Source organism: Clostridia bacterium, assembly GCA_017394805.1.
Lineage (GTDB): Bacteria > Bacillota > Clostridia > Christensenellales > CAG-1252 > RUG14300.
In genome coordinates this window covers 29,222-46,260 of record JAFPXC010000001.1, presented here as the reverse complement: position 1 = coordinate 46,260, position 17,039 = coordinate 29,222, and the positions used below count along the sequence as shown (strand labels likewise).

The following is a 17,039-nucleotide window of genomic DNA, read 5'->3' as shown; positions in this document are numbered from 1 at the left end:
GAATCGTATGAAACAAATATCCGTATTTATCGAGAACGAAAAAGGTAAATTGGCGGCGGTGACCGAGTTGCTCGCCTCCCGCAACGTCAACTTGAAGGCGCTCTGCATAGCGGACAGCGTGGAGTACGGCATACTGCGTTTGGCTACCGACGAAGTGGACGTGGCCGTGCGGACGCTCACCGACAACGGCTACCTCGTCAAGGTGACCGAGGTGCTGGTCGTCAAGACCGAGGACAAGGCGGGCAGTTTGGCCAAGATCATGGCCGCGTTGGGCGGCGATATCGACGTGGAATACGCCTACGCATTCACCTCTTCCGAAGAAGGCAAGGCGATGATGGTCTTCCGCGTGGACGACAACGAAAAGGCAATGGCGGCCCTCCGTGCGGCGGGGATAAGCGCCACGCTGTAAGGCGGGGCAAGCGGCGGCGGTATCTTCCGTCGTTCGGTGAAAATAATACGAAAACAATCAAAAAGTCGTCCGTAGAATCGCACTTCCATTAGGGAATTTTCGGTAAGGCTGTCCTTTGAAAATCAGGCGTGGCGTGATGCCACCTTTTCTCTTGTTTGTTTCAGTCGAAGTCGGGGATTTCAACGGCTCCGACAAAGTTGTACATGATTTCGATTCACCGTTTTTTGTTGTGCGAAATAGGTGCGTAGAAATAGTCATCTCGACTTTGTTCGGTGGACAAAAAGCCTCGCAGAGCCTACGACCAAACAACGTTTGGTGTAGTAGGCTAACTACTTATTTCGTTTTGTTGTTTATAAAATCCATCATTCTATCGAATGCGTCTTTTGCAATTGCGTCAACCCGTTCTTCCGCAACAAAGCAATGCGGTTTCTGAACACCGTGTTCCGCATACGGATCGACGAGAATATGCTCACAACCGAGGCTATCCAACTCTTTGTGCATGACGTTCATATCGTTTCTGTACTCACTGCCGAGAAGTACGGCGGCAGGATAGTTTGCGGTAAGACTACCGATATTGTTATATTTTTTTATTTCTTCCTTGTTCAGATATATACTGCCTTTAACATAATTGCCGACAAGCATTTTCGTCGCAAGATCAAAATGATTATAATCAAGCGGCGCGTCGTCGAGAACGACCGCTTTTACTTGTTCTGGTTTTAGGGTGGGCGTTATACCGAGAAGGTCCGCATATTCGGGATTTGTAACGATGCTTCCCATTTGGCTGGATATGATCGCGCCGGCAGAACTACCCATAATAACTATATTGTCCATATCAAGATGGTACTCGTCTTGATGTGCAAGCAGATATGCAAACGCCCTGTTCGCCTGAATAAGCGGAACGGGAAAATGCGCCGCGGGAACAAGCGCATAATCGACGTTGACAATGTTGTATCCTTGCGTGCAAATATCGTCAAGGAGCGCCGTCGCTTCGCTTGCGGCAAGCGGATCACCCATGTTTTTGCTCCCGGCAAAGAAACCGCCGCCATGGAAATAGATTAGCGTCGGGCGATCGGCGGCCAAATCACCGTCCGGATAGGTAATATCGAGATAACTGTTTGGATATTCCGTATCGTATTTGATCTCACTGATCAGATATTGTCCGTTTTCCTTTAACCCGTTGATCGGCTCATAATACGGCTCGTAAGAATTAAACGATTTGTCGCCGTAAGTTGCTTTCTGGATCAGCCCGACCACGATCTGCGTATGCGTTGTAAGTACGAAAAATAAAACAAACAGTAAGAGCAGAAACGATCCGATAATGGAGCCTGCGATTATAAGTCCTTTATGGTTTTTCTTTGTTTCCATTATGCTTGTCTCCGAATATTATTTATCCAACAAATCCAACCCATAAGACCGAACCGTTCCGTTGATCGCGTCGTTTAGCCAATCGGCAATGCTTTTCCCGCTTTCCAGTTCCACAAGGAAATCGCTTGAAATAATGGTGTGCTGCGTGTTTTTGGTTTCCACGTCTGCTTTATAGTCCCATATATAAATACCGGCGTTCGGAATGTTTGTTTTCAGTCCGGCGACCATTTCTTTCAGATCCGCTTGGAACCGATCGCCGTTTGCCTTGTTCTTTTCCATTTTCCCGTTGTTGATATACCCTTGATATTGTTGTAAGGTATCGTCTCTGTACGAGCAATCAAACAGAATTTTCACGCTGTCGCCGCGCTTGTTGGAAAGGGCTGTCAGACTGTCGAGAACGATGTTGTTCGTTGTGAGCCGTTCCGTAATTTCCGCCGGCGACTTCCAAAGGTCCCGTGCGGTTTCATGCCAACCGTCGTACAGAAGAAGCGAACTGTCCACGCAGACCGTAACGTTATTTGCCGAGGGGAAACGGTCGATCACGTCGTCCGCAAGCAGCGACGTTGCAAAACCGCCCGCAGAAAAACCCGTTACAAGCAAGGCGTCCGGTTCTCCGATATACGGTTTGACGGTTTCCACCATTGCGGCATAGTTGGTATAACCGTGGTGATAAACGGTCTTTTCCTTTCCGTCGGACGTGTAACGGTATTCACCCGTTCCCGTGTGGAAATCCCCGGAAGCATACGGAATGACGATAAACGACCAATCTTTGAATGGGTTGTCTTCCGCAGTGCTTCCGATCCCGCCCTGCGCAACAAAGTTCTGCGCCGTCATATCGACCGCAAAAAACGTTTTCCCCTGCTCAGAGGTTTCGGGGGTGATGCTTACCCCGCCGCCGAAGAAATAGACGACGACTTTGTTTTCCGTACCCTTTCTGAAAATACCGTGCCATTCGGTTCCGTTGGACGAGATGGTCCCTTCGGGCGTCACCTGATACCATTGACCGACCTCCGGCGTTCCATTCAATTCCGGGTAACTCATAAAGATCGTTTTTTTCAGAAGGACGGTCGCGACGACGCCTACTGCAATAATGACTGCTACAATCACCAAGACTACAATAAGCACCACATGTTTCTTTTTCTTTTTTACATGTTCAGCCATAAAAATTTCTCCTTTTTTCAAAAAAGTGTTGCATTTGAATTTGCTTTGCGATACAGTTGTATCATAAGACAAAAACAAAATCAAGAAAATCGGCGAAATTACAGCCATAAGGAAACAAGATCGGCGATTTGTCGCAAAAAAGGAGCCATTATGAAAAGAAAAGACGTTATCATTACCGATTCCATCATTCAAGCGCTGTTTATCCTATTGAAAGAGAAAGAATTATCGGAGATTTCGGTCACGGATCTGGTTACGAAAGCGGGCGTGAGCCGCAGTTCGTTTTATCGGAATTTCAATTCGTTTGAGAATGTGATCTATTCCTATTTCATGGATAAAACGCAAAGTTGGTGGAAGGAAAACGAGCAGACGTTCCTCTACGGTGAAAAAGAGGTGGAAACGAGCGTTTTCGAGCATTTGCTTACCATGAAAGAAGAACTATTGCTCGTCTATCAAAAAGGTTTGTACTATCCATTTGAAAAGCACGTTTTCGATTGTGCGAAAGGCGGTCGCAGTCTGATCGACAAAGAACAAGCCTATCTGACGGCGAGAGTTTCGGGCATTATTTGCGGACTTGTAAACGAATGGATCCGGCGAGGCATGACCGATCCCCCCGCATACGTCGCCGGATTTTTGAGAAGGCGTACCGATTACAAAGCCGGAGAATGATACGAATGACAAAAAAAAGAAACAGGCACTCGGAACATTCCGAATGCCTGTTTTTTTTGACCGCTTGAAAGTGCGATTACCTTTGAATTTTAGTTTTTTGTAAAATCCCTAATGGAACAGCTCTGAATGGGCGGCTTTTTCGTTTTTTGCGAAAAGTGCGCTATTGACAGACGCGGGCGGGTGGCGTATAATTATAATATCCATCGTGTGTGGATAATCTTTTTTACGGGAGAAAGAATATGCTCAAAACGTCCAAAGAACTTTCGCTTCGTGCCAAGACGATCATCGCGTTGGCGTGTTTCGCCGTCGTCTTCGCGGGGTTGACGGTCGTCGCCACGTTCTACGACCTCGATATCAGCCGCATCCTCACCAAGCACAGTTTGAGCGAGGGAGAATACATTTCGCACAACGGATTCGCTCTGCTTTTCGAGACGATCGGGTGCTGCCCCATCTATTTGATGGGTTCCATTGCGGGCGCTATCGTCTTTTGGTTTTTCTGGCGTAAGAGCGGCAAGTTGCGCATCTTGTCCGTGATCGGCATAGCGGCGGCCGTGGCCGGCTTTACGCTGACTGTCAAGGACTTGTTCGGCTATGCCGCCGAGTATATCGGCGCCAACCTCACCGACGGCAGTTTGGTTTTGGCCGCGCACAAATTGGCCGGCGCGGGATACCTCACCGCGGTTTCGGTAGTCGTGGGCGCTATGCCCGCCGTCTGCTTGTTGGTCGCCTGGGGGCGCATCGCCAAGAGCACCAACGACAAGATGATCTGGTGGGCCATCGCCATCGTGGGCACGATGATCTTCTTCTTCGTGCCGCACTTCATCAAGGGGCCCGTTGGTAGAGCGCGTTTCCGCACGATGAACTACCTCGGCGACTTCGATTACTATACGCGCTGGTACGTCCTCAACGGTAAGCGCGTCCTGACGGCGGACGGCATCGTCGCCTCTACCGCCGAGACCAAGGCCGCCATCATCGTGGCGTCGGATACCTGCAAGTCCTTCCCCAGCGGACACACGTTCTCGGCCGGTATGATTTATACTTTGTTGGGGTTGCCGTACGTGTCCGAGAAGTGCGCGAAGAAAGGCGTTAAGTTGACGTTGTGGCTGTGCACCGTCGCCTACGTCGGTTTGGTGGCCGTCAGCCGCATCGTGGCGGGCGCGCACTTTATGAGCGACGTGCTGTTCGGCGGTACCATCGCCTTTGCGGGCGCGATGATCATGCGCGAGATATTCGTGTGCAAGGGTTGCCACGTCAAGGCCTTGTTCGGCAAGCAAGCCGCAGTCGAAGCGCAAGCGGCCGCGCCCGAAACGACGGGAGAAGTCGTGCAGGAGGATGCGGCGGAGGCCACGGACGAGGAAGGCGAAGCGCTCGCGGAAGATTTGCCGAAAGACTGAGGCATCGGCGGCCTTTTGGTCGCAAAAAGCATACGACGTATAGGGGCTATATCGACCATTCGGTCGGCATAGCCCTTTTTCGTCTGCGTTCGTTTTGCTAATAATCCGCGAGGTCGGCCTCGAATTTCGTCTTTTGCAACGTGCCCACCGGATGATGGGGCGGCGCGTACACCGAGTAGAGTTTCAGCGGACGGTTTTGGTCGTTGAGGACATTGTGCCACGTGCCAGCGGGCACGAGGATGAGGCTGTCCGCGTTGGCGTAGCCCACGAATTTGACTTCCTGCTTAGTCGCGCCCATGTAGACCGTGCCCACGCCGCTCTCCACGCGCAGCATTTGGTCGAAGGTTTCGTGTCGTTCCAGCCCCACTTCGCCGCCCGTGGGGATGCTCATAACGGTCAACTGCATATAATCGCCCGTCCATATTTCCTTGCGATAATAGGGGTTGGCGCAGGTGATTTGGCTGACGTTGAGCACTTCGCCCGCGGCGGATCGCGGTTCGGGTTGCGTTTGATTCGTGATAGGTTCTTGTTCTTGCATAATCCCTCCTTATTCCATTGTATGTCGCCCTACGGAATGGGCGTTCTATCCGCGTTTCATGGAGAGGTCGGCAAATTCCGACAATCGGCTCGCAACGTCTTGACAAATCGCTGTGAACGCGATATAATATAAGAAAACTAAGAAAAATAAGAGGAAATTATGAAAGACGTGCAAGAAGATAGGTTTATCGTCAGCGTTCGTGTGGGGCCGAAAGGACAGATCACCGTGCCCAAAGAGGCCAGGCGAATGTTCGACATCAACGAGGGCGATACCCTCATGGTGATGGGCGACCGCACGCGCGGGCTTGCGCTCGTCAAAGCCGACGAGTTTTACAAACTGATGGGAGGTATCGTAGACGATGGCGGCCATTGAGACGATAGGATTGTCCAAACGATACCGCGATACGGTGGCGGTGGACTCGCTCGACCTCACGATAGAGGAAGGCGAACTGTTTGCGCTGATGGGCGTCAACGGCGCGGGCAAGACCACGACCGTCAAAATGTTGACGGGGCTGTCTACGCCCACCGAGGGCGAAGCGTACGTGATGGGACACTCCGTCACCAAAGAACTGTCGGCGGTCAAGCAGCGTATCGACGTATCCATGCAGGAGACCGCTGTCGCTCGCAAATTGACCGTGGAAGAGAATATCCGCTTTTACGCCCGACTCAACGGACAGGACAAGGCGCAGGTGGCCGAGACTTTGCGTACCATCTACGAGCGCTTTGGATTGGACTCGGTCAAGGACAAGCGTGCCGCCAAACTGTCGGGCGGGTGGCAACGCAAGTTGTCCATCGCGTTGGCGTTGGTGAGCGATCCGAAGGTGCTGTTTTTGGACGAGCCGACGTTGGGTTTGGACGTGCTGGCGCGGCGTGAATTGTGGAAGGTCATCGAAACGCTCAAGGGCAAGGTGACCATCGTACTGACCACCCACTATATGGAAGAAGCCGAGGCGCTCGCCGACCGCATAGGCGTCATGAAAGACGGGCGGCTCTTCTTCGTGGGAACCAAAGAAGAACTGTACGCCAAAACGAACGCGTCCAACGTGGAAGAAGCCTTCGTGCGTATCGTAGAAGGGGGTGACGTATATGCGTAATTCGTGCCGTCGCGTGTTCGTATTGGCTGCGCGTAACCTCAAAGAACTCGTGCGCGAGCCGTTGGGCCTCGTCTTTATGTTGGGACTTCCCTTGGTGATGGAAGTGTTGTTCTACTATATTTTTCACAACATGACGGCGCAGTTCGAAATGCGCTATCTCGCCACGGGTATCGTGGGCTTTGCGCAGAGTTTTCTCACCCTCTTCACGGGGATACTTTTGGCGTTGGACCGCTCGTCCTCTTTCCTCACCCGCCTCTACGTCAGCCCCGCCAAATCGTACGAGTTTATCTTGGGCTATACCGTCGCCTTGCTGCCGTTCAGCCTCGTACAGTCCGTCCTGTTCTTCGTGGTCGGCGGCATCATCGACCCCACCTTCTGGAGCGTCGGCATGATATGGGGCGTTTTGATGAGCGTGGTCACCTCGGTGCTGTATATCGCGCTGGGACTTCTCTTCGGCTCGGTGTGCAACGAACGCGCCATCGGGGGCGTGTGCTCCATCGTCATCACGGGACAATCCATTCTGTCGGGTATGTGGTTTCCCATCGAGGGCTTGCCCAAAGGCATCCTCGTCGTTATGCGCGTCCTACCCTTCAAGAACGTCACGATGGCGCTCCAAAACGTGGTCAACGGCACCGCCGACCCCTTTGCGGACGTCCTCGCGCCCTTCCTCATCGTGCTTGCCTACACCGTGGTCGTTCAGGTGGTCGCCATCCTCGCCTTCCGCCGCAAGATGAAAGCCCAATAACGACAAAACGTGCAAGCGTCTAAAGTGAACCCCCGTTGGGTCCACTCTATAAAAAAACGCACAGCAGGAAGAGATTGATTTCTCTTCCTGTTTTTATGCGTTTGGCGTCGTTAAAACTCTATTCCGCTTCCAACAACGGGGACGAAAGAACGGGCAGAGAGTCCGCCGCCTAAAGGGGCGAGAATAAATATGCCCCGAGTATGACACAGTGGGACTGCTAACATCGTCTCTATGGGGCGAAGAGCATACCGAAGTCGGTATCCAGTCATTTAAGACACGGATATTATACACCGCACCAACGGGCGCTGTCGATATAAAACGAAGCATATTATTATGAATATCCAAACTCCATATTAACCGAATTTTCAATGGGTTTCGGAAAATGAAAAAATGCAACAAAAATTTTTTGATTTTTGGCTTGTTTTTATAATAAAACCTGCTAAAATATAGATGCGGGCGCATCGTTTCGGCCTATTATGATATCACGATTATTATTTTCCGAACCAAAATCGCTGTATTATCCGAATAAACGGACATCTTTGCGTTGACTGTACCCGAGAGATTGTGTATCCTGAAGTGGAGAGGTAATATAGTATTAAATTAAACTACATACGAGAAGAAATAACGATGAACTTAGGTGCAATCTAAAAAAAATGCCACCGAGGTGGCACTTCTCCGTCAAAACGGAACCTAAAAAGGCATTGAGTTTAGCATTTATTTTAACTTCGTATGTGATTCAAAATGCTGAATTTATTCTACCATCAAACGAGGAGGTTGTCAATAGATATGGACAAATATTATAATCTTTCTTTGGATTTGGGCACAAATTCCGTCGGCTGGGCCGCGGTCGGGCAGGATTTTCGCGTCATCAAGAGAGGCAATCAGCACCTGTGGGGCGTAGTGCTTTTCGATGAGGGGCATTCGGCAAAAGATCGACGGCTGGCTCGAAGCGCCCGTCGCCGCTACGAAAGACGGCGCGAGCGCATCGAACTGTTGCGCGAATTAACTGCGGAATCGGTAAAAGCCGTCGACCCCCAGTTCTTTCACCGCATGGATATGTCTTTTTTGGCCGGCAATCGCGTCGACGCCAAAACGGGGCGCAACTATCGCTACAACTTATTCAACGGCGCCTACACGGACAAGCAATACTACAAGGAATATCCCACCATCTATCATTTGCGTGACGCGCTCACCCGCACGACCGAACGAAAGGATATACGTTTGGTCTATCTTGCTATGCACCACATTATCAAATATCGCGGCAATTTTTTGCACGAAGAGGAAAGCATCACGGTTAGCGGTGACGGCGTAATAAAACTGCTACGAGACGCGATAGAACTTGCCATAGAGGCAGACCTCACGCCCGAGGATTATTCTTTCGACGGCAAAGATTACTACGACAAGATGAAAGACAAGTCGAAACCCCGCAAGGATAGGCAAAAGGATATGGTCGGCGTATGCGGCAGCGCAACCGACTTTGCCAAAGGCATGGCAAAACTGCTGTGCGGATACCTGCTAACCGAAAAAGAATTGCGGCAAATGCTCAAATGGGAAGGCGAAGTGGAGATAAAATTGCAATTCGGCACGGACACCGCCGAAGAACAACTGGCCGCTTGCCATACCCTTTTCGGCGACGAAATCGGCAACTTTTTGGACGCTCTCCATGTCGCCTACACCGAGTATTGCTTCGTAGATATACTGGGAGAAGGCAATACTTCTTTTTCGCAGGCGATGATGGCGAAGTACGAGCAACATCGTAAGCATTTGAAGTTGTTAAAAGATTTGTTGCGCGGCAATAAAGTATTATACCGGCAAGTGTTTTATTCCCCGCGCAAAAATTCCACCGCGTTGGACAACTATCCCTCGTACGTGCGGACGTCTACGCGTCGCACGCGCTATAGCAGGAAAGATAGCGGCAAAGCGGGCGGATGCACCCGAGAAGACTTTTACAAATACGTCAAATCGGTGCTGGCCCAACTGCCCGACAGCGACGCGAAGGCAGAGGTACTGCGCCTGATCGAGTGCGAAACCTTTATGCCGCGTCTCAACAGCACCGACAACGGCGTGGTCCCCTACCAACTGGGACTCAACGAATTGAAGAACATATTGGATAATCAAGCGCCTTATTATCCCGAACTGGCCGCCAACCGCGACAAAATCCTCTCCCTTCTCTCTTTCCGCCGTCCGTATTCGGTGGGTACGTTGAAGGGGGGTTGGATAGACCAAACAATCGAAGAAAGGGTGTATCCTTGGAACTTCGCCGATAAGGTGAACTTGGATGCCGCCAATCTCAACTTTATTGCGCGTATGCTGTCCCACGACCAATTTTTCCCCGAAGAATACGTGCTACCTTTGCAATCCATCACCTATCAGCGGTACATTACCCTCAACGGATTGAATAACTTGCGCTATAAAGGCAACCCATTCCCCGTGGAAGTAAAACAAGACGTTTTCAACCATTTGATTCGCGGACGCGCGGACATAAAAATAAAGGAGATTCTGGGATATCTCAACAACCACTATCGGTGGAGCAACGACATCAACGACTATAAATTTACGTCGCCAAACGCCAATGACGCGCTTGATTTCGGGATGAAAACCGAGTATGACCTACGAACGCTTTTCGGTAGTGATTATGCCGAAGCCGACGTTCCTCTCTACGACAAAGTGATAGAGTGTCTGACCGTGTTCACCGATCGCGACGCGCGCAAGCGCGTGCTGAATACCTTATTCCAATCCCGTTCGTACCTAAGAAAGTACATTGATACGCTGTGCAAGAAAAAATATGCGGGGTGGGGTAAATATTCGCGCCACACTTTGTGTGAGGTAACAAGCGCAGCCATGCCCCCACGTTGCGTGCTGGATTTATTGTACGAAACGCCCGACAACATGCAGCAAATCATTCACGACGAACGATACGGGTTCGTCGATCTCTTCCAACGAAACGACGAAGCGGCCGAAGCCCTGACGTACGAGGCGTTGATAGAACCGCTGTATGCCGACGCCGCGGTCAAGAAAGCGGTATGGCAAGCCTACAAAGTGGTGTGTGAAGTGGTGCAGATAATGGGCTGTGAGCCGCAACACATCTTTGTGGAAACCACGCGGGAAGACGATGTCAAGGGGCAAAAAAAGAGCAGTCGACAAAAGATGTTGGATCTGTTGTACAAGAACATACAACAACAAGTGGCGGAATACGGCTGGGCCGCTGAAAGCTATCCATCCTGCAAAAAGGAATTAATGACAAAGGAAAAAGAAGATGGCTCCCAAAAATACTTCGATAACGAAAAGGTGTTCCTCTATTTTCTTCAAATGGGGCGCTGTATGTACACGGGCGAGCCGTTGTCGCTCGACCACTTGAACGACTATGAGGTAGACCACATCGTCCCGCGCAGTTACATTACGGATAACAGTCTCGACAACAAAGCACTGGTGTTGCATAGCAGCAATCAGCGCAAGCGCGACCAAGCCTTGTCGGATGCAATCATCGAGCGTATGCTCGGTTGGTGGCAATTTCTCCAACGCAAAGGATTTATATCGCAAAAGAAATTGGACAATCTACAGCGCAACCATTGGGACGAGCAGGCACTATCGGGCTTTATCAATCGTCAGTTGGTAGAAACCACCCAAATCAACAAGTGCTTCGCCGAGGTTATCTATCGCGCATTCCCTGCGCACCGAATGCAAGAACAATTCGTGCGTAATATCCGCGCAGGATTGAGCAGTAACTTCCGCCACATGATGACGGACGAAGATTCCATTCGATATGGCAGTTTTTTCAAATTGCGCACCTTAAACGACCTGCACCATGCCAAGGACGCCTATTTGGCCGGCGTATTGGGCACATTTACCACTGATTTGTATCCCATGTGGGGGCAAAACGAATGCGTACGCAGTGCCAAACAGTATATGCAGGAAGAAACGGAAGCCGCACGCATGATTGCCCAAAAGAACAACTACTACGGCGCTATTTTACAACTGCTGCGATACGGACATTATCCCTACAAGCCGACCAACGGGGACGGTGAAATCATCCCCGAGGACGTAGCGTTCGGCAATATTTGCCGTCAGATGGACCATAACGATATCGCCGTGGTGTATATCAAGGAGCCTTGGGCAAATAGCGGTTTTTACAATCAAACCATTATGCCCGCGGGCAAGGGAAGCATACCCCTGCGTTACGTAACCGACAAGGACGGCAATCGCGTACCGCTCGATACCGCCATTTACGGCGGGTACAGCAACGAGAATTGCGCCTACTTCGTCAAGGTGAGCCGAGACAAAGGCAAAAAGAGTGAAACGACGTTGGTGGGCATACCTGTTCAAGCGGCCACCGCCATAAAGAATGGAGACACTACGTTGGAAACATACGTTCGAGACAACTACTCGGGCGGCGAGGTACTGGGTGGTATCGTGTATAAATACCAACTGATTTCGCTCGAGGGACATCTGGTATATATCGTAGGCGAGAAAGAGGTGCAAAACGCCAGGCAGTTGGTGACGGATGTCCCTTATATGGCGTGTATCGCCGCCATAGAGCACGCGATGAACTTGAAAAAAGACAAGAGCAGAGGGCAAGCGGTGGCCGAGCATTGGATAGAAAACAATGCCGCAGACGTTATAGAGCGGGACGCGCACGGTTTGGTCGAACAAATCGTGGAAAAAATGCGTCGATACTATCCGCTGTATGCCAACATTGCCGCCAGAGTCAAATCATTCTTAGAAACGGGGTTCGATGGATTAAGTCCTATTGACAAGTGTCAGTACATAGACAATTTGTTGACCGTCGCCAAGCGTGGCGCAGGTCGTGTCGATATGCCCAAAGAGTGGAACGGCGGAAGCAGTTGGGGACGACTGACCGGCAAGACGATATACCCCGACAAAGTGAAATGGCTCGACCAATCCGTCACGGGCTACTATCGCACCAAAAAGTAAGCCATGGGCTGGCGCACCATCATAGTGGACAGCCGCAGTAAAATATGTTATCGCGGCGGCTACGTCATCGTCAAAAAAGAAGCGGACGTACAAATACATATCTCCGAAATCGACGTGCTTATTCTGGCTTCGCCTCAGGTCAGTTTCACCGGTATGGCGTTGGCTGAATTGGTCAAATCGAAGGTGAAAATTATCTTTTGTGATGAAAAGCACAATCCTATGGGCGAAGTGGTAGGGCATCACGACCACTACCACTCGTCCAAGCGGATTATGACGCAGGCACACTGGAATGACGAGATCAAGGATATCGTATCGGCGGCAATCCTTCGGCAGAAAATTTGCAATCAGGCACGCCTGCTTTCGCAAATAGGACAAAATGAGGGGCACGATTATTGTTGGGATATGCGGATGAAATTTTGCCCGCGGACGGCGAAGTCATAGGCGTCGTTTGCAAGAGTCGGGCGTACTTCGCCTCGTTGGTGGCGCAATGCAACGGCTATGCGGACGGTCATATTGCTGTTTTATTCGGCGATCGATCTCTGAATTGGACGAAGGAAGCCGTCGTTATCCTTGACTATTATTCTTTGGCTACTATCGGAAAAACCGTCTTTGCCAAGTATTGCAAACTGCTGGACTCCTCTTGTCGAGGGGATGAATATACATCTCTTTTGGATGAAGTCGAACAGGCGGTATGCCGACTACTACGACAAATAGAAGACACCGATTTGCAATGGGATTATGATGTGCCCCGAACGATTTCTTCCTATCTTAAACTATGCAATGCACATATTGCCAACACTTCAGGCACCATCGTGGAAGACTTGCAAAACCTCATCGCAATAGTCGCGCTCACCAAGGCTTATGAAATATGCGTTTTGATTAACGCAAAATCATTTTTTTCGGTGGAAGAATTGAATGAAATCATCAAATGCACCATCTACAGCGGCTTAAAACTACTGCTAGTAGATAACGTTGATGCGAATAATCTTTTGCAAAATGAAAAAAGATAGTTGTTGATGAGGATTTTTATGATATAATGATAACAGTATAATACGGTTCCTATTTTGGGCGCGTGCGGGTTTTGAGGTTTTAGCCGTATGTGATTCAAAATGGTACTAAAACTCCGCATCGAGGAGATGCCGTCCGGCGAACGTTTTAGCCGCATGTGATTCAAAATGGTACTAAAACAACCGCCGAGGAAATCAACAAAGCACCGCTGTTTTAGCCGTATGTGATTCAAAATGGTACTAAAACCTGTTGTTGCGCCTACCACCGCTAAAATAAGTTTTAGCCGTATGTGATTCAAAATGGTACTAAAACTGGCATACGAAAACTTTATACCCAACGTATGTTTTAGCCGTATGTGATTCAAAATGGTACTATAACTGCGTCTAAGGGGTACTATATAGCGCACAAGTCTTAGCCGTATGTGATTCAAAATGGTACTAAAACTTGTCCAGACAAGAGTACGTCTAACAATCAGTTTTAGCAGTATGTGATTCAAAATGGTACTAAAACCTGTTCCCGAAAATCCCGTGCAATACCCCCATTTTAGCCGTATGTGATTCAAAGTGGTACTAAAACAACAGCGAAGGCAAAGGGAAATGGAGTCATGTTTAACGGGGACGGAATGGGCTATCCGTCGAAAGACGCGGAGAAAGAAGGCTTCAGCAATACCCACTTGCTTTCGTGCGCGTAGAAATAGAGTTGCCGCTTGCGACCGGCGATGAGACAGGTGAATACGCGCGGCGCGTAGCCGTATACCTTGGCGGGATAGGGCGGGCTTTCGTCCAGCACTTTGTCGATGACGAACAGTCGGTCGGTATAGATCAATTTGTAGGGAATGCAGTCGCCCTTTTCGGTATATTTGACGAAGACTTCTATCGGTATTTCGAGATAGCCCGCTTTTGTTGCCATAACCGCTCCTTTGGGGATAGTATGCCCCGCGCGGGAAGGGACTATGTATGCGCCCCAAGGTTGCGACGGGGACTTGGATCGTATGTTTCACCGAGGGTAAAGGCGACGAATAACCGCCGCTACTCCGTCGGAAACGAGGCACGGACGACCGAGCGAGCCGAAACGACGCCATATAAAACTCGCTCGAATCTTCGAAATCCGAGCGAGTTTTATTTGACCCAAGTCGAGATTCGTGAGGAGAACGGTACGGTTTTCGGCCATACGTCCCACCCGAAATTGCGCCATCACCCGTGCGGACGGCACGAAAAAACGCTCCCCGTGCGGGGAACGCTTTGCGGTCGTGCTACGGCGTGCGCGTCTTGTCGGCGCGCATATCAGAGCGCGAACGTCACCTCTAACACGTTGCGATCGTCTACGCGGGCGTAGGAAACGCCCGAAGACAGACTTCGCGTGATGGCGATGCCCCAACCGCCGAGAGTCGCTTCGGCGGCGTCCGAGGTAAGGGGCTTTCCTTTCGTTTGGAGAGGGTTGAACGCGTCGCCGTTGGAAGAGAAAACGAGGGTCAAACCGTCCGCCTTGACGGCGGCGTCGACGGTGACGACGAACCCCTCTTTCTTTTCGTAGGAAACCAGATTGTTGAGTATCTCGTCGATAATAACGCCCGCTTTGACCAAGACCTCCCTTTCGAGTTGCGGGAAAGCGGCGTTGACCGCTTCCGTCGTTTGCTCGATAACGTCGTAGTCGGGATCGTCGAATCGTAAGTGCAAGGCGGCGTCTTTGAGCGCAAACGACAGCATCGTCACGTCGTCGAACGGCTCTTTGTCGCCCACGAAAGCGCCGAGTGCGTCTTGCATCGCCGACAGCACTTGGTCTTGGCCGAGATGGGCGGAAATGCGGAGCGCGTCTTCGACGCGTTGATAGCCGAACTCCTCTTCGTTGCCGTCGATGGACTCGTTCAGCCCGTCCGTGAAGAGGAAGAGCCGCCTATCGCCGAGGTCGACCTCGTCCGCCGCATAGGGGAAGCCCGCGATGCCGCCCAGCACGAAGTTGGCGTGCACGTTCAACCGTTCGACCGCGCCGTCCTCGCCCACGAGGTAGGGCTTTTCGTGCCCCGCGCTGACGCACGTCATACGACGCGTACGCACGTCTACGACGCCCACGAAGGCCGTGACGAACAGCCCCGCGCGGTTGTTTTCGAGAATGGCGTCGTTGGCTTTGGCCATCGCTCTGACTAGGTCTTCGGTCGCCTTGACCTCGCTCTTGATGATGCTCTTCGCTTTCATCATAAACAAGGCGGCGGGTATCCCTTTGCCCGTGACGTCGGCTATCACCACCGCCACTCGTCCTTCGTCCACGTAGAAATAATCGTAGAAGTCGCCGCCTACCTCTTTGGCGGCGGTGAAACTGGCGCGAACGGATACCGCCTCGTCCGAATACGCGGAGGGCGGCAATTCTTCTTGCTGTATCTCGGCGGCTATGGACAACTCCGCGCCGCGACGGTGCTCTTCCGCCGTCTTTTGGGCGATGGTGTCCACGTATTCGATGAGTTTGTGCTGCATGACGCCAAACTGCGCGGAGAGCATACCCACCTCGTCGCGGGACTTGACGCCGCTATCGACGTAGGTCAACCGCTTGCCTTCCGCGAGGTTGTCCGAGAACGCCACGGTAGAGCGGGACAGTTTGCGAATGTTTTTGATGAGGAAATACTCCGCCAACAACAAATACACGAGGGTGATGACCGCCATCACGATAACCATAATGATGGTGATCGTGGTGATAAATTCGCGTTGGGCGGTCTGCAATTTGGCCATATCGTAGTTGAATCCGACGTAGGCGACGACCGTGCCCTCGTCTTCGTCCAAGAGCGGGTACGTCCCGTAGCAATACTGCACGCCGTTCAATTTTTTGAGGTACGTAACCACGGTATTCGCGTCGCCTACGGCCGATTTCCATTGTGGGGAGGGCCGCTGAATGCTGGCGGGGAAGGCGTACAACGGCGAATCGTCGTCCGTGCAATCCATCATAAAGACGATATAATCGTTTTGGCTGTCGTAGAGATAGACATAGCCGCCCTCGGTGTTGAAATTGTTGGAGACCAGCAACAATTCCTGCATAACGAAGTTGTAGTTGTTGCGGAACTCGGACTGCGCGTAACTCATGCCGAAGCCGGTCGAAGCGGGGAACAAAGGCGCGGTAAGGCTCTTGTAATACTCCGCTTCTTCCTCACGGGAGGCGAATCCGTGCTGTTCGTGATACACCAAATCTTCGTAGTTATCCTCGTAGATTTGGCGCATGGAAGCGGCGTAATTCACGATAAAATCCCCATACGATTCGTCGAGGCGCTTCGCCATATTGGCGGCGGCCATGGCGCAATCGTTATCGGCGTCTTTTTGCGTGCGCTCGGTGAAAAACAGCGACGCGATGAGAACGGACGCGCCGATGAGTGCCATCGACAAAATAACGGTCATAAACACGACCTTCAGACGCAGGCTTATTTTCATAAGAGGGCGTTACTTGACGGTCAGCGCGTTGATAAAACCGGTCACCGAGAATATCTCTCGTACCACCGCGTTGATATTGTGTACCTCGAGCGCTTTGCCTTCGTCGTCCAAGGTGCGTTTGAGCCCCAATAGTACGCGAAGCCCCGCCGACGAAATGTACTCCACGTCGGTGAAGTCGAAGACGACCAAGTTTTCCGTGATGGTTTCGGCCTTGATGGCGGCGTCCAACTGCGCGGACGTAACCGTGTCCAATCTGCCTTTGACGGCAATGACCATTGCTTCGTTGTGTTCAATGTTGACTTCCATTTTCTTTCTCCT

General features: G+C 51.1%; 15 protein-coding genes. 9 read left to right on the top strand and 6 right to left on the bottom strand.

Features of this window, described 5'->3' with window-relative positions; translation table 11 throughout:
* Nucleotides 1-7 precede the first annotated feature (7 nt).
* Nucleotides 8-409, top strand: a complete 402-nt coding sequence (locus II896_00185; GenBank protein MBQ4443063.1) for an acetolactate synthase — start codon at nt 8-10, stop codon at nt 407-409.
* Between the two features lie 333 nt (nt 410-742).
* Here the strand turns inward: II896_00185 and II896_00180 are convergent, their stop codons facing one another.
* Both II896_00180 and II896_00175 read right to left on the bottom strand, forming a co-directional pair.
* Entirely contained in the window at nt 743-1,774 is a 1,032-nt protein-coding gene (locus II896_00180) for an alpha/beta hydrolase (GenBank protein MBQ4443062.1), read from the bottom strand.
* Between the two features lie 18 nt (nt 1,775-1,792).
* Entirely contained in the window at nt 1,793-2,935 is a 1,143-nt protein-coding gene (locus II896_00175; protein ID MBQ4443061.1) for a pectin acetylesterase, read from the bottom strand.
* A 150-nt stretch (nt 2,936-3,085) separates the two neighbouring features.
* On the opposite strand from II896_00175, the gene II896_00170 reads away from it, so the two are divergent.
* Both II896_00170 and II896_00165 read left to right on the top strand, forming a co-directional pair.
* Complete coding sequence (locus II896_00170; GenBank protein MBQ4443060.1) at nt 3,086-3,601, top strand: TetR/AcrR family transcriptional regulator; 516 nt, start codon at nt 3,086-3,088, stop codon at nt 3,599-3,601.
* Between the two features lie 239 nt (nt 3,602-3,840).
* A complete protein-coding gene (locus tag II896_00165; GenBank protein MBQ4443059.1) occupies nt 3,841-4,995 on the top strand; it encodes a phosphatase PAP2 family protein in 1,155 nt (384 codons plus the stop codon).
* A 97-nt stretch (nt 4,996-5,092) separates the two neighbouring features.
* On the opposite strand, the gene II896_00160 is transcribed toward II896_00165, so the two are convergent.
* Nucleotides 5,093-5,533 carry a cupin domain-containing protein gene (locus tag II896_00160; protein ID MBQ4443058.1) on the bottom strand — a complete coding sequence of 147 codons (441 nt, stop codon included), beginning with the start codon at nt 5,531-5,533 and terminating at the stop codon, nt 5,093-5,095.
* Between the two features lie 159 nt (nt 5,534-5,692).
* Here II896_00160 and II896_00155 point away from each other — a divergent pair, with 159 nt between their 5' ends.
* The 6 genes from II896_00155 (at nt 5,693) to csn2 (ending at nt 13,313) form a co-directional block, all read left to right on the top strand.
* On the top strand, nt 5,693-5,905 hold the full coding sequence (locus tag II896_00155; GenBank protein ID MBQ4443057.1) for an AbrB/MazE/SpoVT family DNA-binding domain-containing protein: 213 nt from the start codon (nt 5,693-5,695) through the stop codon (nt 5,903-5,905).
* Nucleotides 5,892-6,626, top strand: coding sequence for an ABC transporter ATP-binding protein (locus II896_00150; protein ID MBQ4443056.1), 735 nt, complete (start codon nt 5,892-5,894; stop codon nt 6,624-6,626). The genes II896_00155 and II896_00150 overlap by 14 nt, the downstream gene beginning before the upstream one ends.
* Entirely contained in the window at nt 6,619-7,371 is a 753-nt protein-coding gene (locus tag II896_00145) for an ABC transporter permease (protein ID MBQ4443055.1), read from the top strand. The genes II896_00150 and II896_00145 overlap by 8 nt, the downstream gene beginning before the upstream one ends.
* Nucleotides 7,372-8,157: 786 nt before the next feature.
* Complete coding sequence (cas9, locus tag II896_00140) at nt 8,158-12,303, top strand: type II CRISPR RNA-guided endonuclease Cas9 (protein ID MBQ4443054.1); 4,146 nt, start codon at nt 8,158-8,160, stop codon at nt 12,301-12,303.
* A gap of 3 nt (nt 12,304-12,306) precedes the next feature.
* Nucleotides 12,307-12,744, top strand: coding sequence for a CRISPR-associated endonuclease Cas1 (locus tag II896_00135; protein MBQ4443053.1), 438 nt, complete (start codon nt 12,307-12,309; stop codon nt 12,742-12,744).
* A complete protein-coding gene (gene csn2, locus II896_00130; GenBank protein ID MBQ4443052.1) occupies nt 12,699-13,313 on the top strand; it encodes a type II-A CRISPR-associated protein Csn2 in 615 nt (204 codons plus the stop codon). The genes II896_00135 and csn2 overlap by 46 nt, the downstream gene beginning before the upstream one ends.
* 625 nt (nt 13,314-13,938) lie before the next feature.
* On the opposite strand, the gene II896_00125 is transcribed toward csn2, so the two are convergent.
* The 3 genes from II896_00125 to II896_00115 all read right to left on the bottom strand — a co-directional run bounded on the left by II896_00125 (nt 13,939) and on the right by II896_00115 (nt 17,027).
* Nucleotides 13,939-14,220, bottom strand: coding sequence for a hypothetical protein (locus II896_00125; protein ID MBQ4443051.1), 282 nt, complete (start codon nt 14,218-14,220; stop codon nt 13,939-13,941).
* 374 nt (nt 14,221-14,594) lie between these two features.
* Entirely contained in the window at nt 14,595-16,721 is a 2,127-nt protein-coding gene (locus tag II896_00120) for a SpoIIE family protein phosphatase (protein MBQ4443050.1), read from the bottom strand.
* A 9-nt stretch (nt 16,722-16,730) separates the two neighbouring features.
* A complete protein-coding gene (locus tag II896_00115; protein MBQ4443049.1) occupies nt 16,731-17,027 on the bottom strand; it encodes an STAS domain-containing protein in 297 nt (98 codons plus the stop codon).
* Between the last annotated feature and the right edge of the window lie 12 nt (nt 17,028-17,039).